14 protein-coding genes and 1 pseudogene are annotated in these 20908 nt (G+C 70.7%); 3 read left to right on the top strand and 12 right to left on the bottom strand.

Annotated elements, in window-relative coordinates; translation table 11 throughout:
• The first annotated feature begins 84 nt into the window (after nt 1–84).
• Complete coding sequence (locus tag AOK09_RS22140; RefSeq protein ID WP_157875989.1) at nt 85–366, top strand: hypothetical protein; 282 nt, start codon at nt 85–87, stop codon at nt 364–366.
• 397 nt (nt 367–763) lie between these two features.
• Here the strand turns inward: AOK09_RS22140 and AOK09_RS22135 are convergent, their stop codons facing one another.
• The 11 genes from AOK09_RS22135 to AOK09_RS22085 form a co-directional block, all read right to left on the bottom strand.
• Nucleotides 764–1933 carry a hypothetical protein gene (locus tag AOK09_RS22135; protein WP_157875988.1) on the bottom strand — a complete coding sequence of 390 codons (1170 nt, stop codon included), beginning with the start codon at nt 1931–1933 and terminating at the stop codon, nt 764–766.
• A 485-nt stretch (nt 1934–2418) separates the two neighbouring features.
• Nucleotides 2419–3120, bottom strand: a complete 702-nt coding sequence (locus AOK09_RS22130; protein WP_055588971.1) for a hypothetical protein — start codon at nt 3118–3120, stop codon at nt 2419–2421.
• A gap of 184 nt (nt 3121–3304) precedes the next feature.
• On the bottom strand, nt 3305–4510 hold the full coding sequence (locus AOK09_RS22125) for an ROK family transcriptional regulator (RefSeq protein ID WP_055588970.1): 1206 nt from the start codon (nt 4508–4510) through the stop codon (nt 3305–3307).
• 165 nt (nt 4511–4675) lie between these two features.
• The gene (locus tag AOK09_RS41155; RefSeq protein WP_055588989.1) at nt 4676–6241 is read right to left on the bottom strand and encodes a beta-N-acetylhexosaminidase; all 1566 of its coding nucleotides are present in this window, start codon (nt 6239–6241) and stop codon (nt 4676–4678) included.
• 7 nt (nt 6242–6248) lie between these two features.
• On the bottom strand, nt 6249–9089 hold the full coding sequence (locus tag AOK09_RS41150; protein WP_055588969.1) for a glycoside hydrolase family 2 protein: 2841 nt from the start codon (nt 9087–9089) through the stop codon (nt 6249–6251).
• A gap of 44 nt (nt 9090–9133) precedes the next feature.
• Nucleotides 9134–10225, bottom strand: coding sequence for an ABC transporter ATP-binding protein (locus AOK09_RS22110; RefSeq protein WP_079063309.1), 1092 nt, complete (start codon nt 10223–10225; stop codon nt 9134–9136).
• Entirely contained in the window at nt 10222–12162 is a 1941-nt protein-coding gene (locus tag AOK09_RS42385) for a dipeptide/oligopeptide/nickel ABC transporter permease/ATP-binding protein (protein WP_245687416.1), read from the bottom strand. The genes AOK09_RS22110 and AOK09_RS42385 overlap by 4 nt, the downstream gene beginning before the upstream one ends.
• A 7-nt stretch (nt 12163–12169) precedes the next feature.
• Nucleotides 12170–13168 carry an ABC transporter permease gene (locus tag AOK09_RS22100; protein WP_407675430.1) on the bottom strand — a complete coding sequence of 333 codons (999 nt, stop codon included), beginning with the start codon at nt 13166–13168 and terminating at the stop codon, nt 12170–12172.
• Nucleotides 13169–13195: 27 nt separating this feature from the next.
• A complete protein-coding gene (locus AOK09_RS22095) occupies nt 13196–14911 on the bottom strand; it encodes an ABC transporter substrate-binding protein (protein ID WP_055588967.1) in 1716 nt (571 codons plus the stop codon).
• Between the two features lie 26 nt (nt 14912–14937).
• Nucleotides 14938–15855, bottom strand: coding sequence for an ROK family protein (locus tag AOK09_RS22090; RefSeq protein WP_055588966.1), 918 nt, complete (start codon nt 15853–15855; stop codon nt 14938–14940).
• A gap of 669 nt (nt 15856–16524) precedes the next feature.
• Nucleotides 16525–17958: a hypothetical protein gene (locus tag AOK09_RS22085; protein ID WP_157875987.1), complete on the bottom strand. Its 1434-nt coding sequence runs from the start codon at nt 17956–17958 to the stop codon at nt 16525–16527.
• Nucleotides 17959–18191: 233 nt separating this feature from the next.
• Here AOK09_RS22085 and AOK09_RS43730 point away from each other — a divergent pair.
• Nucleotides 18192–18398 (top strand): annotated as a pseudogene (locus AOK09_RS43730) (helix-turn-helix domain-containing protein); the annotation flags it as partial.
• Between the two features lie 29 nt (nt 18399–18427).
• On the opposite strand, the gene AOK09_RS42380 reads toward AOK09_RS43730, so the two are convergent.
• On the bottom strand, nt 18428–19114 hold the full coding sequence (locus AOK09_RS42380) for a hypothetical protein (protein ID WP_055588964.1): 687 nt from the start codon (nt 19112–19114) through the stop codon (nt 18428–18430).
• Nucleotides 19115–19462: 348 nt separating this feature from the next.
• Here AOK09_RS42380 and AOK09_RS22075 point away from each other — a divergent pair, with 348 nt between their 5' ends.
• On the top strand, nt 19463–20362 hold the full coding sequence (locus AOK09_RS22075) for a LysR family transcriptional regulator (RefSeq protein ID WP_055588963.1): 900 nt from the start codon (nt 19463–19465) through the stop codon (nt 20360–20362).
• Nucleotides 20363–20908: the final 546 nt, after the last annotated feature.

The following is a 20908-nucleotide window of genomic DNA, read 5'->3' as shown; positions in this document are numbered from 1 at the left end:
TGAGCGGGCCCGCACAGGCCCCGCCGTCGGCTGGTGCGGATCGGGAAGCGGCCCGGTGACCAGGGCCTCTGGGACACTGCCGACATGGACACCTGCGACGGCGAAGCGCTGCTCCGCGAGCACCTGGTCCGCAACGCGGACGTCCGGCACGCCGCCCTGCACGACCCCGAGTACGCGGCCGAAGTCCACCGCCTGCGGGCCGTCCTCGGCCACCTCGACACGGCCATGACCGCTGAGGGCGTGCCCGGCGGCATCCGCCAAAGGGTCGGGGGCCGCCTCGTCGCCGTTCTGCTCCGCACCGACGAGGTTGCAACAGACCCTAACTTGATCTTTAACGGGTGGCCTCGAACGCGGCGTCGTACGTGATCACTCGTATCGGACAGCCCAGCGGAGAACCCTCGTGACGGCTTGCGGGGAAGCCTGCCGGGTGGCGAACAGGGCACTGAGGGCGGCGGCAATTGCCCCCTCCACTGGTTCTGTGATCGATTACTCGTGGCCTGCCGGCACCGGGCACTCTCCGCTGAACCGCCGGGCTCCTGTGCGCCCGTGTGGCTGTCGTGCTCCAGGTGTCCCACGGCGGTACTGGCCCCGTGCGCACCCTGGACGCCGCCCGGCCGGGGTCCCCCGACCGACCCACGAGCCCGGCCCGGCCGCTGCCCCGCACGCCGGTGCCCCTTACGCCGCGGGCCGCACCGGGCGGATGTGCCTGCGGTGCGGCCCGGCCGCGTCGGGACCTCGGAGGGTCAGTTCACGGTGTGACCCCTCAGCCCTTGGTGCCGGAGCCGGTGGCGACCGTCAACGGTCCGGACTCGACGGTGCTCGACGTGCCGTCGGCCCACGTGCCGGTCACCTGGACGGTCACCGTGTCCCCGAGGTACTTGCCCAGGAGGTGGAACCGGGAGCCGGTCGCGCCCGCCACCGCCTTGCCGTTCACGAGCCACTGGTAGCCGAACCGCGCATCCGGGGTCCAGGTGCCCGGGTCGGCGGTCACAAATCCGCCGACCTTCGGCGAGCCCTTGATGTCCGGGGTGCCCGGCGCCTTCAGCCGGTAGTGGTAGAAGGTGACGTTGCTGGGACCGTTCGGGTCCGGCAGTTCCCGGTTGAGGATGTTGAGGGTCAGGCCCTGCGGTGTGTCCAGGAACGACAGGCCCTCGACCTCCTGGGGGTAGGGAACCTTGAGGTCGAAGAGCTCCTGGACCTCGCCGGTCGTCAGGTTGGCGCGGGAGATGTTCTTCTCCGCGTCGTTCGAGGCGAAGTACATCCAGCCGTCGTGGATCTTGCCGCCCTGGGCCTGGTCGACCGTCTGCGACAGCGGGATGTACCGGTTGAACGACCAGTCGCGCAGGTTGTAGACGGCGATTTCCGTCGCGTTGTTGTAGGCCATGCCGTAGGCGAGGCCCCTGGCGGCGTCGACGGCCACCCAGCTCGCGATGTCCTGCACGCCGTGCGGCGGGTTGAGGGCGGCGGCCTGGCCGGTGTAGCCCAGATCGGCGGCGTTGTAGACGGCGAACACCGGCGTGTCGTAACGGCTTCCGGTGACCGAGTCGCGCGTGCTGGTGTCGAGCGAGATGTAGAGCTTGCCGTCGGCGTAGTCGAAGTCGCCGATGTGGTTCAGGCCCTTGTAGGCCAGCGTTGAGGGATTGGCCAAGGCCGACGGAATGGCCGGCGAGCTCTTGAGGAGCGTCTTGTACTGCATGTCCGTGATCTCCAGCCCGTTGCTGCTGGAGAAGTACCAGTGGGTGCCGTCGGTGGTGACGCCCTGGCTGCGCGAGCCTTCGGCCTCGCCGGTGAACACGTCCTTGCCGATGAGTTCCCACGTTCCCGCCGCCTGCGCGGGAGCGGGCAGGGGTGCGGCGGCCGCGGGTGCCGCCACGGCGGCGGCTGCGACCAGGGCAAGTCCGGCGATGAAATTCCTTCGGGCGTAACTTCTCACAATTGCTCCATGTGACCTGCGCGGCGGACGAACCGTGTCCGCCGTGTCGGTCCCACTACTACGAGGGCGAGTTTGCGCCGCCGCGACGGCGGTATGGCCGGGCAGTTAAGCGGACATGCCGGAAATCCGCGCGCGGGACCACGGCGATCCGGCGCGGCGGCCGCGCCGTGAAACGATCCGCTCATGGGACGGCAACCGGGCTGGTTGTCAGGTATACGGCTATAGAGGAAGCCGTACGGAGCGCACCAGCCGATGCAGAATTTCAAAAGTCACGCGGTCCGGTGAGAACAAGAGCACTCACGCACACAGAATATGACGCTATCTCACTTCGCGGTTCGGCGGCGGCATCAGGCAGGGCGGCGTCGTTCCCGCGGCTGCGCCCGGTTTGATCAGCGATGCCGAGGGTGCTCAACGGCCGGACGGCGTCGCGGCAGTGCCTGCGCAGGCCGGCAGCGATGTTCTCGCTCCATCAAGGACCCCGACAGTCACCTGACCGCGGCACTCCACGGACCTTGTTCATCCCTCCGGTTGTGGTCGTCCTCGACCGGACCGGCCGGATGACCGAGCCGGCCCCCGAGGGCGACCATCTCCGTGAAGAGCGCCTCCCCGACCGGCAGCGTGTAGAACTTCACCGCTCGAAGAAACAACCGATACCCGAGATCCGCGCATGCCTCCGTGACGACCCGCTGGAGCGCCGGCAGCAGGGGCGGCAGTGGGCTGGGGTTGGACACCTGCGTGTTCGTGTGCGCTGCGGTCAATCCGTCCGCGAGCGGACGCATCACCCGGAGAACCTCCGCGCGCAGCGCCTCGTCCGTCACCGGCCGGGCCGACGGCGGAACAAAGTTCGGGTCGCGCCGCCGCTCGGCCGCAAGCCAGACCGATTCGATTCTTTTCAGCCAGATACGAGGAGCTACGCCCTCCTTGACCGGGTCGAAGGCGTAGTCCGTCGACCCGGCCCAGGCGGTCCGGATCGTCTCTTCCGGCAGCGAGGACTCCAGCAGACACCGGAGATCGCTCCCCAGCTGCAGGGACACCGAGCGGTCCAGCTCCGCCGCAGCGCGCTCCACCGTCAGAACCATGGCAGAGACGGGACCCTGCTCGATCAGACGGTCGAGCTCCAGTTCGGGTAGATCGGTGAGCTCCTCGCACTGGTGAGAAAGCCAGGACAGGCCCGTTTCCCGTGTCATTGCCTCTGCTTCGGATAGGAGGTGTAGGCGACCCACGTCATGGGCCATGTTGTGGCCCTTGACGAACCTCAACCTGTGACAGCTGTTCAGGCTGGATGAGGTGTCAAGTATTCGACCTCCAGAATCCCTGGCCCGGGCCGGAGGGGCAAGGCGGTCGGACCGGGCCGCAGGTCCGGGGGAGTGATCAGGTGCCCGAGGGGTCCTGGCCGGCGGCGCGCGCGGTACGGCGCTCGAAGACGAGCGGCCGGGCGGTCCGCAGCGCGGTGGCGATGGCGCCGAGCAGCACGGCGTCCTCGCCGAGGGCGCTGGGCGCCACGGCGGGACGCAGCGGGGTGAGCCGGTGCAGCGTGCTCCGCACGATGTCGAGCAGCAGGTCGGCGCTGTGGCCGACGCCGCCGCCGAGGACCACCAGGTCGGGGTCGAGGACTGCGGAGACCGAGGCCACCACCAGGGCCAGCCGCCGGCCCTCCTGCTGGACGGCGGCGATCGCGGGCTCGCTGCCGGCCCGGGCGGCGTCGAAGACCCGCTTGGCCGTCAGCGGCCCGGTCATGCCGCACCGGCGCGCGGCGCGGACGACGGCGTCCGCGGAGACGGCGTCCTCCAGCACTCCGCGGCGCGGTGCGCGGCCGGCCTCCGGCAGCTCCTCCATCAGCGCCAGGTAGCCGATCTCGCCCGCGGCGCCGTGGGCGCCCTCGAACAGCCGGCCGTCGGCCACCACGCCCATGCCCAGACCGGTGCCGATCAGGAGGTAGACGAAGAGGGGGCTGCCCGCGCCGGCGCCGAAGGCGTACTCGCCGAGTGCGGCGAGGTTGGCGTCGTTGTGGACGGAGAGCGCGATGCCGAGCCGTTCCCGGATCCGCGCGAAGAGGCCCGGCCGTCCCCATCCCGGCAGGTTGACGGCGTACTGGACGCGGCCGGTACGGGGGTCGAAGACGCCGGGCGTTCCCACCGCCACATGCACGACGTCGGCGCTGGTGATCCCGGCCGCGGTGACGGCCCGTGCGGCGGCGTCGATCACGGCGTCGGCGACCGAACCGGCGCTGCGCCCCCGGTTGGGCAGGTCCACCCGGGCGACCAGGGCTCCGGAGAGGTCGGCGACGGCGGTGCGGAGCCGGGCCCGGCCGATGTCGATGCCGAGCACATGGCCCGCGGTGGGGTCGGGCTCGTACAGGATGGCGATGCGGCCCCGCTCGGGGGCGAGCGTGCCGGCCGGGCGGACCAGGCCGGCCTGTTCGAGGGCGGCCAGCGCGGAGGAGACGGTCGGCTTGGACAGCCCGCTGTCCCGGGCCAGCTGGGCCCGGGAGGCGGCCCCGGCGGAGCGCAGCCGCTCCAGCAGCAGCCATTCGTTGTTGCGGCGCAACAGCCGTCTGCTCCAGGGCAGTTCGTCCATGGCTGGTGATCCCCTGTCGTGGCTGGTGGACCCGAGTGTGTGGGCGGCGCCCGCGCGGCGCCGCGGGGACCCGGCGTCCGGTGCGGCGGCCACCGCCGCCGTCCCGGAACGGGGCCGGGTCCCGCCACCGTCGGCGGCGGGACCCGGTCCGGGTTCAGCGGCCGGTCATGAGCCGCTGGGCCAGCTGATCTGGGTCGAGTGGTAGTAGTTGACGCCCATGGCCTTCCAGCGCGGTCCCTGGGCCGCCAGCCGCTGGTCGAACGCGGTCACGTCGTGCGTGGACCACGGGGACCAGCCGAGTTCGGCCAGGGCCGGGAGGCGGGGGAAGGCCATGTAGTCGATGTCCGCCGAGGTGACGATGGTTTCGGTCCACAGCGGCGCCTCGACGCCCTGGACCGAGGCTCCGGTCACTCCTGTGAGGTAGTTGCCGGGGTCCCATCCGTAGGCGGTGTTGACGTCGATCAGCCCGGCCCACGTCTGACCGAGCTTGATCTTGCGCGTGTACTTCATGTCCAGGTACGCCTTGTTGGCCGGGGACATGACGACCTTGGTCCCGCCCGCCGCCGCAGCCGCCACGGCGGAGTCCGAGGCGGTGGTGCCCCAGTACTGGGCGACGGCGGAGGGCTGCAGCGTGGCGTGGGTGATGTCGTGCCAGCCCACCACCGTCTTGCCGTGCGCGGCGACGATCTGCTGCACCTGGCCGAGGAACGAGGCGTAGTCGGCGGCGGTGGTCGAGGACGCCTCGTCCCCGCCGATGTGCAGATAGGGACCGGGGGTCAGGGCGGCCAGTTCGCCGATCACCTGGTCGAGGAAGGTGTAGGTGAGCGGCAGCGGCACGCACAGCGAGCTGAAGCCGACGTTCGTGCCGGTGTAGAGCGCGGGCGCCGTGCCGTTGCAGTTGAGCTGGGCGTACGAGGCCAGCGCGGCGTTGGTGTGGCCGGGCATGTCGATCTCGGGGACCACGGTCATGAAGCGGGACGCCGCATAGGAGACGATCGCCGAGTAGTCGGCCTGGGTGTAGTAGCCCCCGGGGCCGCCGCCGACCTGGGTGCTGCCGCCGTAGGTCGCCAGGTTGGGCCAGCTGTTGACGGCGATCCGCCAGCCCTGGTCGTCGGAGAGGTGCAGATGCAGGATGTTGACCTTGTACAGCGCCAACTCGTCGATGTAGTGCTTGACCTGGGCCACCGTGAAGAAGTGCCGGGCGACGTCGAGCATCGCCCCGCGGTAGCCGAAGCGCGGGTAGTCCAGGACGGTGCCGCCGGGCACCGTCCACGGTCCGGGCTGCACGGTGCTGCTCATCACCGCCGGCGGCAGCAGTTGGAGCAGGGTCTGCACGCCGTGGAAGAGCCCGGCGGGCTGCTGGGCCCGGAGGACCACGCCGGTGGCGGTGGTGGTGAGCTGGTAGCCCTCCGCGCCGACGCTGCCGGGGGCCCCGGAGAGCTGCAGCGCGATGCTGCCCGGAGCGGACGCACCGACCGTGAGCGGCAGGGCGTACCCGGTGGAGGCGCGCAGGATGCTCGCCAGATAGCCGCCGACGCCGGCGTCGTCGGAGGTGAGGGTGGCCGCCGGGGTCAGCGTGAAGGTGCTGCCGTCGGAGACCACGCTGACCGGGGCCGGCACCACGGTGTTGGGGAGGCCCGCCGCCGCGCTCGGGCCGGCGCAGGCCAGCAGGCCGGCTGCCACCAGGCCCAGTGCGGCCAGCAGTGTCGTCAGGGTCTGTCGCAGTCGCATGGTCACCTCACCCCGCAAGGACGTCGAAGGTGGGCACGTTCCACCCGGAGACGCTGACCACCGGTGTGGCGCCCCGGAGGTCGGCCGAGTTGTAGCTCGCGGTGAGCGTCTCCGACTCACCGGGCCAGAGCGTCACGTCGTTGTCGCCCCAGATCGAGCTCTGCAGTTCGTTGTCGCCCGCCAGCTCGGTCCCGGAGGTGGTTCCCCGCCGGATGTCGGCCCGCAGGAAGAACCCGACGGTCGGGCGGCTGGAGGTGTTGGTGACGGTGACCGTCACCAGTCTGTCCGCCCCGTTGGGGCCCGCGTGGCTGCTGGTGGTGGCGGTCGCCGAGACGGTGGCCTGGGGCAGGCTCTGCAGTGCCTTGAGGTTGGCGTACTGCGACATGGCGGCCTGCGGCTGGCCGATGGTCTTGTTCCAGTTGGGGACGTCCGGCGTGGTCGGCTGCCAGTAGACGTTGCGGTCGACCAGGGTGCCGTTCTGCCGCACCAGCAGTTCGACGAAGTAGACCGTGCCGGCGGTGGTGGGGGTGCTGGGGGTCAGCACGGAGCTGACCACCTGCTGGGAGGCCAGGGTGAGGCTGCCCGAGGTCCGGTCGTCGAGCAGGGTGCCGGCGGTGTTGTACACCTTGGCCTCGACCGTCACCCCGGACTGGGTGGCGCCGCCCAGGTTGTCGACCGTCACCGTTCCGTTGTCCAGGGTGTAGAGGGCGTGCAGCGGCCGGTTGGCCTTCTGTGCGCCGAAGTAGGCTCCCGCCTGGTCGCCGTCGTTGTTCCAGAGCGACCAGAGCAGGGTCGGCCAGCCCTTGTTCAGCTGCCAGTAGATGGTTCCGGTGGACGGCGCCGAGGTGTTGGCCGAGTGGGCGACGAAGGCCTCGAACTGGGCCCGGGTGTCCTCGTAGTTCTGGACCTGCGCCTCCTGGACGTACTGGTTGAGGCTCGTCCAGGCGCCGTAGCGGTTGGTGATCGCGGTGTCGAGGTTGTAGAGGGTGCCGAAGTGGTAGCCGGTGTGCTTGGTGCCCTCGTAGTTGTTGTGGTACTGGTTGGCGCCCGGCGACTGCCACAGGTCCGACTGCTCGGACGGGGACAGGAATCGGTTGATCGAGTCCAGGGTGGGGACGGTGTTGCCCGCGCTCTGCTCGCTGTCGAAGCCCCACGCACCGCCGGAGTTGGTCAGGTCGCCGCCGCTGCTGTGGGTGGTGTCGTACCAGTAGTTCGGCGGCACCCAGTCGTACGGGCCCTCCTTCTCACCCGCCGCGCCCAGCTGCGGGCTGCTCTTGTACTCCGCGGAGGCGATGAACGGGCCCGTGTAGTCGGCCGCGGCGAAGCCCGCCAGTGCCAGCGACTCCTGGGTCGCGGTCGGTGCGTTGTCGCTCCACTGGAAACTGAAGACCGACGGGTGGTTGCGCAGGGTCTCGCCGACGGTCTTCGCGGTCAGCTGGTAGACGGCCTGCTGGGCGGCGGTGTAGCTGGTGCTCTCCCAGAAGTCGCAGCACTGGTACCCGGCGTTGACCAGGATCCCGGCGGCGTCCATCTGCTGGTACCAGTCGGCCGGCATCAGATGGCCCTCGAGGCGAACGGTGTTGATGCCCATCGACTTCATCAGGCCGATCTGCTGGGCGGTGTCCGCCGGGTCGTAGCGCAGGAACAGGTCCGGGGACCAGCCGCCGCCGCGGACCACCAGCGGCACATTATTGATCTTGAAGGCTCGCACCCCGCTCGGCGCCGCCGACGACGCCCCGGTCAGGTACGAGGTGACGGTGCGGATCCCGAAGGTGCCGCTGGTCGAGTTGAGCACCGTGCCGCCCTGCGCCACCGAGGTGCCGAGCGTGTACAGCGGCTGTCCGCCGAGCTGGTAGGGCCACCAGATCTGCGGGCTCGCGAGGGTCAGCCCCGGGTACGAGGCGGGCGTGAAGGAGACCGTCTGGGTGGAGCCCGCCGCCACGGTCACACTCTGGCTGACCGTGACCGGGGTGCCGCCGCCCGGCGGGGTGACGGTGGCGGAGACCGTGCCGGTCTGCGCGCTCGCCGAGGTGTTGGTGACGTCCGCCTTGACGGTCAGCGCCGAACTGCTCAGATCCGCGGCGGTGTTGGGCACGGCATGGGCGTTGCCGACCACCAGCGGTCCGCCGGTCTGCAGCTGCACCGGGAACTGGATGCCGGTGTTGTTGTCCGGCGGGATCTGGCTCCAGTCCACGTCGTCCAGGGTGAGCATGCTGCTCGGATCGTTGGGGTGCATCTCGATCGCCACCGAGTTGGTCCCCGGGAGCAGCAGCCCGGTGACGTCGAAGACATTGCGTGCGTAGGCACCGGTGACCGTCGCCGCGGTCGCCACCTGCGTGCCGTTGACCCAGACGTCCGCCGCTCCGACCACGCCGTTCAGGACCAGCTTGGCGTTCTGTCCGGCGGGCGGTGCGGTGAAGTCGGTCCGGTACCACCAGGGCACCGAGAACTGGGCGATGGTCTCGGGGCCGACCTTGGTCATCTGCCCGAAGCAGGACTTCATGGTGGTGGAGGTGAAGACGTTGGGGCAGCTGCCGTTCTCCAGCAGCGCCTTGATCTCGGTCCCCGGTGCGCCGCCGCCGTCGTTGGCGACGGTCAGCCAGCCGGAGGTGCCGAAGCCCGGAGTGGAGATCTGGGCTCCGGACTGGGTGGCCGTGGCGCTGCTCACCACCTTCCAGCCGGTGGCGGAGCCCAGATCGGCCACCGCGGTGCTGCCGGTCGCCGGGGCGGACAGGGCGACGGGGGCCGGCGCACCGGCCCGGGGGGTGGGGCCGCTTTGCAGCGCGGTCACTGCGGCGACCGCCAGGGCCACCGTCGCGACAATCGGATGCCTTCCGTGACGTGCCATAAGTGCTCCCTTGTCGGTGGGGGAGGAGCGTGGCGTGGAAAGGGTCAGGCCGGTGCGGCGGACGCCCGGGGGCTCGGGGCGTCCGCCTCGGCGACATGGCAGGCGGCGGCGTGTGCCGGACCCAGCTCCCGCAGCCGCGGGGTGAGGGCATGGCAGGCGTCGACCGCCAACGGGCACCGGGCACGGAAACGGCAGCCCGGGGCCGGATCGATCACCGCGGGCGGATCGGAGCGCGCCGCCGCGGCGTCCACCTCCAGCGGCGCCCGTGGATCCGGCACCGCCGAGAGGAGCAACTGGGTGTAGGGATGTCTGGGGGCGGTGAGGACGGCCTCGGTGGGCCCCGACTCCACGACGTGTCCGCCGTACATCACCAGCAGCCGGTCGGCGACATAGCGGGCACTGGCGATGTCATGGGTGATGTAGAGGATCGAGACGCCCTCACGCTCGCGCAGCTGCGTCATCACATTGAGCAGACCGATCCGGATCGACACGTCCAGCATCGACACCGGCTCGTCGGCCAGGATCAGCCGGGGCCGGTAGGCCAGGGCCTGCGCGAAGCCGATCCGCTGCCGCTGCCCGCCGGACAGCTCGTGCGGGTACCGGTCGAGGATCTCGGCGGCGGGGGCGAGCCCCACCGCCTCGACCACCCGCTCGGCCTCCGCGCGCCGCTCGGCCCTGCCGAGCCCGGGCCGGTGCAGCGCCAGCCCGCGCAGGATGCCGTGCGACACCCGGTAGGCCGGGTTGAGGGAACTGAAGGGGTCCTGGAAGACCATCGGCACATCACTGCGGTACGCCAGCTGCGCCCGGCGTCCGCGCAGCGTGGCGAGCGACCGTCCCTGGTAGCGGATCTCCCCGCCGGTCGGCCGGTACACCTGCGCCAGCAGCCGGGCGAGCGTGGACTTGCCGCTGCCGCTCTCGCCGACCAGGGCGACGATCTCCCGGTCGTGGATCACCAGGCTGACGTCGTCGACGGCGTGCAGGGTACGGCGGGACAGACCGCCGCCGACCCGGAAGTGCCGGGTGAGGCCGACGGTCTCCAGCAGCGCCGGCCGGGCAGCGGTGTCCGCAGGCCCGTGCGTCCCGGTGGCTGCGGTGGTCCCGGCAGTCCCCGCTGCTCCGGCGGTCTCCGCGGTCATGAGGTCGCCTCCACGGGCGGCAGGGGACGGGTCCGGCGGTCGGGAGCCTGCAGCAGACAGCGCGCCCGCACCTCCCCGACCGGGTACAGCTCGGGTTCCCACTCGCGGCACCGCTCCTCCACCACCGGGCAGCGCGGCGCGAACCGGCAGCCGTGCGGCGGCCGGGCCAGATCGGGCGGGCTGCCGGTGATGCCCCGCAGCTCGACCCGGGGACCGCGGACCGACGGGAAGGCCTCCAGCAGCCCCCGGCTGTAGGGGTGCGCCGGGGTGTCGAAGACGGTACGGGTCGGACCGGCCTCGACGACCTGACCGGCGTACATCACCAGTAGCTGGTCCGAGAAGTGACGGACCAGCGACATGTCGTGGGTGACGAAGAGCACCGCGAAGCCCAGCAGCTGCTGCAGTTCCTTGATCTGCACCATCAGCGAGCGCTGCGCCACCACGTCCAGCGCCGAGGTCGGCTCGTCCATGATGACCAGGTCCGGGGTGAAGAGCAGCGCCATCGCGATCATCGCGCGCTGCCGCATCCCGCCCGACAACTGGTGGGGATAGCTGCGCAGATGGACCGGGTCGATGCCGACCAGTTCCAGCACCTCCACCGACCGGGCCCGGACCTGCTCGGCGGTGAACGTCCCGTGGGCGCGCATCGCGTCCCGGTACTGGGCGCCGATCGTGCGCACCGGGTTGAGCGCGTTCATCGCGCTCTGCATGACCACCGAGTAGTCGCGCCAGCGCAGCGCATTGAGCTGCTTCTCGGTCATGGTGACCAGGTTGTCGCCCCGGAACAGCACGCTCCCTGCGGTGACCGCCGCGGGTGCGCTGAGCAGTCCGGCGATCGCGAAGAGCAGGGTGGACTTGCCGCAGCCCGACTCGCCCACCACGGCGGTGAACTGGCCCCGCCGGACGGTCAGGTCGACTCCCGCCACGGCCTCCACCGGACCGCGTGCGCCCTGGTACGCCACCCGAAGCCCGCTCACCCGCAGCAGCGGGGAGTCCTCGCTCTGCGCATCGGACGCCGCGGAGTCGACGGGCGGGGCCGCGGCGGCCGGTGCCGCACCCCGGCGCCGTACCGGGCGCAGCGCCGGGTTGCCGATCTCGTCGAAGGCGTGGTTGATCAGCGCGAAGGAGGCGCCGAGCAGTGCCACGCACAGCCCCGGGGCCAGCGACCAGAGCGGCGAACCGGTCTGCAGTGCCTGCTGGTTCTGCGCCCAGTAGAGCATGGTGCCCCAGCTGGCCGAGTTGGGGTCGCCCAGACCGAGGAACTGCAGGCCCGCCGCGCTGAGCACCGAGTACAGCGCGGCGCCCATGAAGTTGGCGACGATCAGCGAGGTCATGGTCGGCAGCACCTCGGCCACGATGACGTACGAGCGCCGCTCGCCGCGGACCCGGGCCGCCTCCAGGAAGTCCCGGTTGCGCAGCGACAGCGCCTGGGCGCGCATCTGGTTGGCGCCGTACGACCAGCCGGTGACGACCAGGACGGTCAGCATCACGGTGAGCGAGCCGCGGCCGGCGTACTTGGCCAGGATGATGATCAGCGGGAAGGCGGGGATCACCAGCACCACGTTGATCAGCATCGACAGCAGGTCGTCGAGGAGTCCGCCCAGGTAGGCCGCGGACACCCCGACCAGCACCGACAGCACGGTGGCCAGGAAGCCGGCGACCAGCGCGATGACCAGCGACTGGCGGGTGCCGTACACGAGTTGGGACCAGATGTCCTGGCCCAGTGCGGTGGTGCCCAGCAGATGCCTGGTGGACGGGCCCAGGCGGGGTGCGAAGTCCAGCGCGTTGGCGTCCCGGACCGAGGTGAACAGTCCGGGGAAGGCGGCCATCACGGCGAAGAGCAGCAGGATGACGGCTCCGGCCGTCGCCTTGCGGCTGCCGCGTAGCGCGCGCCACAGCCCGCCGCCGGGCCTGCGTACGGGGGTGTTCATCGCCATGGCGCGCTCACCCCTTCGCCCGGGCGCGCGGGTCGAGCCAGAGCGTCGCGAGGTCGCAGACCAGCACGGCGGCCAGCACGGCGACGGTGAAGAGCATGAACAGCGCCTGCATCAGCGGGTAGTCGACGTTCTGCACCGCGTTGTAGAGCAGATAGCCGAGCCCCGGGTAGTTGAAGACGTACTCGACGAGGATGGCGCCGGAGATGACGAACCCCAGCGACATGGCGAAGCCGGAGAGGTTGGGCAGGATCGCGTTGCGGGCCGCGTAGTCGTACATGATGCGGCGGTTGCTCAGCCCCTTGGCCCGGCCCATCCGGACGTAGTCCTCGGCCAGGACGGTGATCATGTTGTTGCGCATGGTCAGGATCCACCCCCCGATCGAGGTGATCAGCAGGGTCGCGCCCGGCAGTACCGCGTGCTGCAGCACGCTGCCGACGAAGCCGGGGGAGAACCCGGGCACGATGGTGTTGTCGTAGTTGAAGTCGCTGGGCAGCAGGCCGCCGGTCCAGACCGAGAAGACCAGGATGAGCAGCAGCGCGACCCAGAAGTAGGGCAGCGCCGAGGTGACCACGAAGACCGGCGGCAGCACCGTGTCCAGCCGCCCGCCGCGCCGCCAGCCCGCCAGCACACCGATCAGGGTGCCCAGGAGGAAGGCCAGCACGGTGGCGGTCCCGACCAGGCCCAGCGTCCACGGCAGGGCCTGGCCGATGAGGGTGGTGACGGGCTCGCCCAGGGTCTGGCCGATGGACAGGCCCCAGTGGCCGGTCACCATGTTGCCCAGGTACTGCAGGTACTGGGAGCCGATGTTCTGGTGCGGGCGGAAACCGAACGACGTGAGCATCTGCTCCAGCGCCGCGGCGGAGACCTTGCCGCGCGTGCGGTCGTGCAGTGCGGTGACCGGGCTGCCGGGCATGAACCTCGGGATGAGGAAGTTCAGGGTCAGCGCGGCCCACAAGGTGAGCAGGAAGAAACCCAGTCGCCGGAGCAGGTGCCTCAACGCGGACACACCTCCTTTCGGTGGGGACGCCGCCCGCTACTGGGCGGCCTTGGAGTACAGGTGGAGCAGCACCTGGCCGGCGTCGGGGAAGTTGAAGGCGGCGGGCTGGGCGTACGGGTCCTCCGGCGTCGGCCAGCCGGCGATGTCGGCGGTGTTGTACTGGAACCAGTCGACCGACTCGGTCACCGGGATCACCGGGACGTCCTTGATCACCGCGGCTTCGATCTGCTTGACGATCGCCACCTGCCCGGCGTCGTCGGCGGTCGCGTACTGCTGGAACAGCGCATCGACGGCCGGGTTGCGGTACCGCTCGTAGTTGCCGTTGGCCTGCTTGCCGAGCGGCGCGGTGTTGGCGGAGGCGAGGATCTCCCGCAGTTCGTAGTAGGGGGTCGGGCCGCCGGTCGGCTCGCCGTAGTAGGCGAGGTCGAAGTCGCCGGTGTACAGCCGGGTGTCGAAGGTCTGCTGGGCCAGGTCCTGGACGGTCAGGTCGATCCCGATCGGCTTGAGCTGCTGCTTGATCACCGCGAGCGAGGCGTCCCAGTCGGTGTAGCCGGTGATGGTGATGACGCTGAGCTTGAGCGGGTGCGCGGGCGAGTACCCGGCGCCGGACAGCAGCTGGGCGGCCTTGGCGGGATCGGGCTTGTCGTAGCCGGCCGCGCTCACCGCGCCCGCGTCGTAGTACTTCTGGAACGTCGGCAGCACCACGCCGGACTGGTTGCCGGGCGGCTCCTGACCGCCCTCGCCGATGGCCGCGACCCGGGAGCGGTCGATCGCGTGGGCGATCGCCTGACGTACCGCCGGATTGCTGGTCGCCTTGTGGGAGGGGTCGAGGTTCGGGAAGAGCGAGACGTTGAGCACCGGCGGGGACCAGGTGTGGTTGTCCGGCGACTTGTCGAGGTAGAAGTTCTTGATCCCCGGGATGAACTGGCTGCCCCACTGCGCCTTGCCGGCCGCCAGGTCCAGGTTGGCGGGGCCGTTGTCCAGGTACGCGGGGTACTCGACCTTCTGGATGTACGGCTTGCCCGCCTGCCAGTAGCCGGAGTTGGCGGTGTACTGGATGTTGTTGGGGCTGCAGGGGTCGACCTTGAACGGGCCGGTCCCCACCGGGTGCGGGTCGGCCCAGGTGTCCGGGTGGGCGGCGGCCTCGCCGCTGCCGAAGATGTGCTGCGGAACGATGCTCACCTGGTCGGCGAAGGCGTAGAAGTAGGTCTCCGCGGTCTGCTTGAAGGCCAGGGTGACCTGGTTGCCGGAGGCGGTCACGCTCTTCAGCCCGGCCGCGCTCCACAGCGCGTAGAGGTCGGTGGCGGGGACCCGCTTCATCAGGTTGAAGGTGAAGGCGACGTCGGCGGCGGTGAACGGCTGCCCGTCGTTCCACTTCACACCGTCGCGGACGGTGAAGACGATCTGGGTCTTGTCGGCGTTCCACCGGTAGCCGGTGGCCAGCATCGGCGTCTCGGCCTGGTTGTTCAGCGAGTCCACGTAGATCAGCGGCTCGTAGACGAAACCGTTGGACTCCAGGTAGGCGGCGGGGTTGAACGGGTTGAACTGGCAGGTCCAGGTCTGGCCCTGCTCGTTGGCGATGGTGACGGTGCCGCCCTTCTTGTGCGGGCCGTTCGCCGGCGTGCCGGCGCCGGACGTGCGGGACGGGGTGCCGGAGGAGGAGTCGGAACCGGTCCGGTGCTGGGTCGCCGAGCAGGCGGCCGTGGCCATGCCCAGCGCCAGCACGGCGGCAAGAAGTCTGAAGCGCCTCATTGCTGACTGTCCCTTCATGACCTGGATCAGAGTGGGGAGCGGTGCTGCACGGCCGAGAGGCCGAGTCCGAGCGCGCCGCGCAGCGGTGCGTCGTACGGGTAGGCGGCGGGCACGAGCTGCGGCGGGTACGGCACGGCGGCGTCCAGGGCGTGGCGCAGCCGGCCGTGCAGGGCGTCCCAGGAGCGGACCATTCCGCCGCCGACGGCGATCCGCTCGGGGTCGACCACATTGGCCAGGTTGACCAGGTGGAAGGCGAGCTCGGTCAGGAAGCGGTCCAGCGCCCGGGCGGCCCGCGGGTCGTGTGCGGCGCGGGCGAAGACCTGTTCGGCGTCGCGGCCGGGCGGTAGCAGGTCCGCGGCGGCGGACCCCAGTGCGCGCCCGCTGACCACGTCCTCCAGGGGTACCCGGCCGGCCGCCGGGCGTCCCACGTCGGCCACGCGCAGCAGGTTGTAGCCGATCTCGCCGGAGGCTCCGCGGTGTCCGGCGACCACCCTGCCGCCGACCACCAGTGCCACGGCCAGGCCGGTGCCCAGATTGAGGTAGATGCCCGGGTCGCAGCCGCGCAGCGCCCCCGTCTCGGCCTCGGCCTGCGCGGCGGCCTTCACATCGTTGGCCAGCCGGATCTCGGCCCCGGGAAAGGCCTGCCGCAGCTCGCGCCGGAGGGCGAGCCCGCTCCAGCCGGGGATGTTGGGCGCCAGTTCGGCCCCGTCCTCCCCGGGGACACCGATCGTCGCCACCCCGACGGCGGCCGGTCCCTGCCCGGCCGCCACCTCGCCGAGCAGTTCCCGCGCCGCGCCGACGGCGCGTCGCAGGCTGGCCCCGGCGCCCTGCTCGACCGGCGTCTGCACCGTCACCGTCCCCAGCCGGGCCCCGTCGGCGCGGGCGACTGCCAGCGCGGTCTTGGTACCTCCGAAGTCGATCCCCAGGACGACCGGTGACAGCACGACGCCTCCTCAAGTCGGGGCAGTGCTGGTTAAGTTAAGAAATTAAACTAGGACCGCGACGCCGAACCGGCAATGCCCTGCGCCGAAAAAATCACCACCGGTCGTCCCGACGGCCCCCGGCGTGACCCGAGCGGGGATACGTCGGGCCCTCCTGTCCGGGTGCGGTGCCGCGGGGTGGGGTTGACTCCTATATCCAGTACGTCCTAGTCGTTGTTGTCCCATGGGCGATCGGCGTCTCCGCCGGGTCTGCCGGCACCTGCGTCGAGGACGCCGCACGGCTGCGTAACGGCAACGCCGCAGGCGCGCGGCACCGCGCCGGTTCGTCGCGCAGCAGGGCCGGCGAGCGGCAATGTTCTGGGGGATGGCCAGCGCGGTCCCGTTCCATGCGACCTTGAACTGGGTGCCGGCCGGTGCGGTGCCGAGTGCGCGCAGGGTGCGGCCCGCCGTGGGTGGGAGGGTGATTCGGGCGCGTTGCCCCCACGTGGCCGCAACGCGGTAACGGATCGCCTTGCGTGGCTCTCTCGCCTTCCGGCGACAGGGCGACGCTTCCGTGTCTCGCTGCAGCGCGGCTTCGTCGCGCGCCTCTGGACCGGGAGGCTCTGCTCGGCTGGAGAGACACGAGAAGGCCCGGCACGCCGCGCGGCGTGCCGGGCCCTCGAAAAGGTGAGGTCAGCGCACGGTGATGGACTTGCTGGTGGCGTGGCCGTCGTAGTGGCCGGCCAGGTGTGCGGTGGCCTTGATGCTGATCCGGTGACCGCGGTCGGCGCGGGTGGTGCGGTAGGTGGACTTCGCGGCTCCCTTGATCAGCTTGCCGTCGCGGTACCACTGGTAGGTGATGCTGGTGGGCTTTGGGGTCCAGGTGCCGGGGTGGGCGGTCAGGACCTTGCCGACGAGGGCGGTGCCGGTGACGGTGGGCGCCTTGACCGCGCGGGGCGCGGTGAGGCCGGTGACCGTGGTGGACGTCGTCGCGGTGTGGATGCCGTCGTGGAAGTCGGCCATGTGGGCGGTGACGCGGACGGAGATGCGGTGCCCCATGTCGGCCGCGGTCAGGGCGTAGGTGGAGCGGGTGGCGAAGGTGATGGGCTTGCCGTCACGCATCCACTGGTAGCGCGCGCTGTAGAGGCCGGAGCGTGCCGGCTTCGGGTACCAGGTGCCCGGGCGGGCAGTGAGCGTGCGTCCTACCTGCACGGTGCCGGCGATGGTGGGCTTGACCGTCGGTATGAGGGTGGAGGTGCCGCCGGAGATCTGCAGGGGGATGGTCAGGTGGACGTGGACGGGATCGTCCACTGCGCCGTTCTCCGACTGGACGACCTCCAGGCGGTCTTGGGCGGTCACGCGGTCGTACGGCAGGACGGAGGGTATCCCCACGCTGAGGGCGCTTCCGTTGGCTGCGGCGCTCCAGGACAGGGGCTGGGGTGCGTTGGTGCAGTACCCGTAGTCGCACCAGTTGGTGTACGTCGGCGTGGGGGCGGCGGGGCTCTCCCACGTGCCGCCGGGGCCGTGCGTGAAGAAGCCGCTGGGTGCCTGGATCTGAAGGGTGCTGCCGGCGCCGACTGCTACACGCTGCGGGAGGGTGTAGTACTCGTCGACGCTGATGGATCGCAGGTCCGCGGTGAGGCTTGTGGGTCCGGGCGAGCCGGCCAGGTCGACCTGGACGAGGGCGCCTACGCCGTCGCTCGTCGGGAATCCCGTGTCGTGGTCGTAGTCGTAAGTGCTGTAGATGATCAGGTCCACCTCGCGGCGGGTGCTGATGGCGTTGGCCAGGGCCGCGTGGTCCGGCACGGGGACGTCGAACGAGGCGGCGCCGTCCGGCACGGTGCCGTGCGAGTCCGCGGTGACCGGGACGGTCACCTCCGCGTTCGGCGATCCCCACAGCCACTCCTCGCCCGTCAGCTTGTGGTCCAGGGCGGGCGGCAGGACGACGTGCACCGTTTGGGCGTTCGCGTTCACCGCGAGGTGGACGCGCCCGTACGCGCTGATCACGGGTGTCGCCGGCAAGTGGACGGAGACGGTGGCCGCCTGCGCCACGGGGGAGTTGAGAATTCCGGCGCCCAGGAGCGGGAGGGCAGCGAGCAGCGCTGCGGTTCTACGGCGACCTCGCAAGGTCGTGACCTCCTTCGTGATGGCGGTGGCAGGCCGCCGGCGATTTGTGTACACCGGCAAGGCACTGCCATTTCACAGGTGAGCCTGGGAGGGGCCTTTCCTGTAGCTGCATCCCAGGCCGGTCATGAAGACGCACGTGCCGAGTTGCTTTGCCCAACCGGTGAAACAGGGCAGTGGGCAACAGTGTGGAGAAAGGGAGACGATCACGTCCAACACGCAATCTTCACGCCCCGATGAGGATCGCTCATGTCGGTGACGGTGGACCAACTACGTGTGCCGGTTGCCGTCATGGACCAGCGGGGCTCGCCCCGGCCGCCCACGAACTCGGCATCAGCCGGCCCGCCGTCTCCCACGGCGCTGCCACCCTCGAAAAGACGCTCGGCGCTCCGGTGTTCCGCGGCCGACGCCGAACTCGTGGTGCCGTACGAGGCAGGGTGCCCACCGGGGCTGGACGAGTCGACGGTACAGGTCAGCGCCTCACCTCGGCCTGCGCCCGGAAATTGCGCAGGTCCGCGGCAGTCTTGCTGATGCTGTTGCCGGAGAGGTCCTCGCTCTCGCTGAACTGGATCGCCGTGTTGACCCCCACCACCACGCACTGCACAGAGCCGAACATGGTGTGGCCGAGGACGTCAGGCTGGTCCTGCTCGGAGACCGTCTGCGCACACTGCATCGCGCCGCCAAGCGGGCCGGGATCGACGTCCTTGACCGGGCCGACAACGGTGTGCACCGAATTCCGCGGGTCGGCCTTCCATGCGTTGGCGAGTGCTTCCTGGCGCTCGGCCTCGGTGAGCGCTGCGGCATTGTGAAAGCCGATGACGACGGCGTACTTCTCCCCGAACTCTCCGCCGGCGTAGACGGTGCCGACGACCTCCGTGCTCGGGTACTCGGCTTTTGCCATCTCTTCCATCTCCGCCAGCCCCGGTATGCCGTCATTGCGGGTCATGCCCTGGTAGGAATCCGGCAACTCGATGCGCCACAGCTGTTGCGCACCGGGCCTCGCAGCCTGCTTGCCGTTCTCGGTGTCCGAACCTGGACCGTTCCCCGAGCCGGAGCCCGCACCACCGGCCACGCTTCCGCCCGCCGTCGCGCCCTCGGACGGTGACACGGTTTCTCCGGCCAGCGCGTACGCCCCACCGCCCACCAGCAACGCGGCCACCGCACCGAGCGCGACCCACAGCCCGGTCCTTGGAGGCCGGGCCCCGGTGGGCGGCCGGTGACCAGGGTCCGCCGAGGGCGGCCACGGTGCCGCAGTGCCCATCGGGTGGGCCGGGGGCGACGGGTAACCGGGAGCGTAGGCCGGCGGCGCCGGCACAGCGCCCGCCGCCGAGGGCGGGAAGGCCGGCGGCGGCAGATTCCTCGACAGATCGGAGGGGCCTGCGCCTGACTGCTCGCTCATCGGCTGACTCCTGTCGGGGGCCTGTGAAATGCGGCGGTGGACAAGAGTGTGGGCAGAGGAGACGATCACGTCCAACACACAACCTTCACGTCTTGATGAGGATCGCTCATGCCGGTGACGTTGGCCCAACTACGCGCGCTGGTCGCCGTCATAGACCAGCAGGGCTTCGCCCCAGCCGCCCACAAACTCGGCATCAGCCAGTCCGCCGTCTCCCACAGCGTCGCCACCCTCGAAAAGACCCTCGGCGCACCTGTCATCCATCGCGACACGCCGCCCCCGCGCGCCACACCATTGGGCGCCCTCATGCTGCCTCACGCCCGCCAGGCCATCGACTCCGTCGACATGCTCACCAGCCTGGCCGCCACATTCACCACCCACGCCCAGGGAACAGTACGACTCGGTGCGCCTCCGACCGTGTGCCGCGGTCTCATGCCCGACTGCGTCGCCCTGTGGCGGACCGAGCACCCGAACATCGACATCGTCGTCCTCGAGGGAGAGGACAACGAGGTCGCCGGCTGGCTCGAAGCAGGAACCGTCGACATGGCCGTACTCGTCGACCCCGACCCGATCCCAGCCGGAGCCGTACCCTTCCTGCACGACGACTTCCGCGTTGCCCTGCCGTGCGACCATCCCCTGGCCAACGAGCCCGAGGTGGAACTGGCCGACCTCGACGACGACACCATGCTCCTGTCCGACGGCGGTGTGGAGAAATACCTCAAGGAGATGCACCGCCTCGCAGGCAGGCGATACACGCCTCTTCCGCGAGTCCGCGGCTTTGCCACCGTGCTGGACATGGTCCGCTCTCGCGTCGGCATCGCGGTCGTCCCTGGACTCGCTCAGCTGATGATGCCGCCGGGCACCGTCCTCACCAGGCTGCGTCCCAGGGTCCACCGCGACCTGTACCTCACCGGACCTGCCTCCGGCATGTGGCTCCCCGCCGCACACGCCCTCATCCAAACCCTGACCGCTTCTTTGCCCCTGGACCCCGACAGCCCCCGACTCCGCTGACCCCTACCGGAGCAGGCTGCCGACGCCCAGGCGTCCGCCGTCGCTCCCGCTTCCCCCCCACGCCGCGAGCCGCCGGGCCTCGGCGGCCGTCTCAGCCCCGGGGGCCGGCCGACCAGAGCGCGAGGGGCCGCACCGGGAACCGGTGCGCCTTCGCTGTGTTGCGCGGGTGACGCGCCGGGGCGTCATGCCGCACCCAGCGGCGCGGGGCCCCTGTCCACGGCCCGGCTGCCCGACGGCCCTCCACCCGTGGAGCGCCCGATGGCGGCGGACGACTGCCCGGCGGCCGGTCAGGAGCGTCAGGGTGATCGTCGACCCCGGCCGTGAGCATTCCCTGCACGGTCGGATAAAAGTACGGTGTGAGAGCACTGCCGTAGCGCGGCGGCTCCGGCGGACCAGCCCGTCGCCGTGAGGTCCCGGGCGCGGTGAGCACAACCTGCGGACAGGGGACCACGATGACGGCACGCGTGCGGCGGCACGGAGGCCACCGCCACCTCCGGGCGCTGTGCGTCTCGCTCCCGCTTGCCGGTCTGCTGCTGGCCGCCGCGG

The sequence above is a fragment of the Peterkaempfera griseoplana genome (assembly GCF_001418575.1).
In the GTDB taxonomy this organism is placed as follows: domain Bacteria; phylum Actinomycetota; class Actinomycetes; order Streptomycetales; family Streptomycetaceae; genus Peterkaempfera; species Peterkaempfera griseoplana.
Note: the sequence above shows the minus strand (reverse complement) of the source record. Positions and strands in the feature narration are given on the sequence as shown.

Coding starts and splice junctions, on each gene's coding strand:
- AOK09_RS22140 (WP_157875989.1), top strand. CDS start 85: ATGGACACCTGCGACGGCGAAGCGCTGCTCCGCGAGCACCTGGTCCGC.
- AOK09_RS22130 (WP_055588971.1), bottom strand. CDS start 3,120: ATGACACGGGAAACGGGCCTGTCCTGGCTTTCTCACCAGTGCGAGGAG.
- AOK09_RS22125 (WP_055588970.1), bottom strand. CDS start 4,510: ATGGACGAACTGCCCTGGAGCAGACGGCTGTTGCGCCGCAACAACGAA.
- AOK09_RS41155 (WP_055588989.1), bottom strand. CDS start 6,241: ATGCGACTGCGACAGACCCTGACGACACTGCTGGCCGCACTGGGCCTG.
- AOK09_RS41150 (WP_055588969.1), bottom strand. CDS start 9,089: ATGGCACGTCACGGAAGGCATCCGATTGTCGCGACGGTGGCCCTGGCG.
- AOK09_RS22110 (WP_079063309.1), bottom strand. CDS start 10,225: ATGACCGCGGAGACCGCCGGAGCAGCGGGGACTGCCGGGACCACCGCA.
- AOK09_RS42385 (WP_245687416.1), bottom strand. CDS start 12,162: ATGGCGATGAACACCCCCGTACGCAGGCCCGGCGGCGGGCTGTGGCGC.
- AOK09_RS22095 (WP_055588967.1), bottom strand. CDS start 14,911: ATGAGGCGCTTCAGACTTCTTGCCGCCGTGCTGGCGCTGGGCATGGCC.
- AOK09_RS22075 (WP_055588963.1), top strand. CDS start 19,463: ATGCCGGTGACGTTGGCCCAACTACGCGCGCTGGTCGCCGTCATAGAC.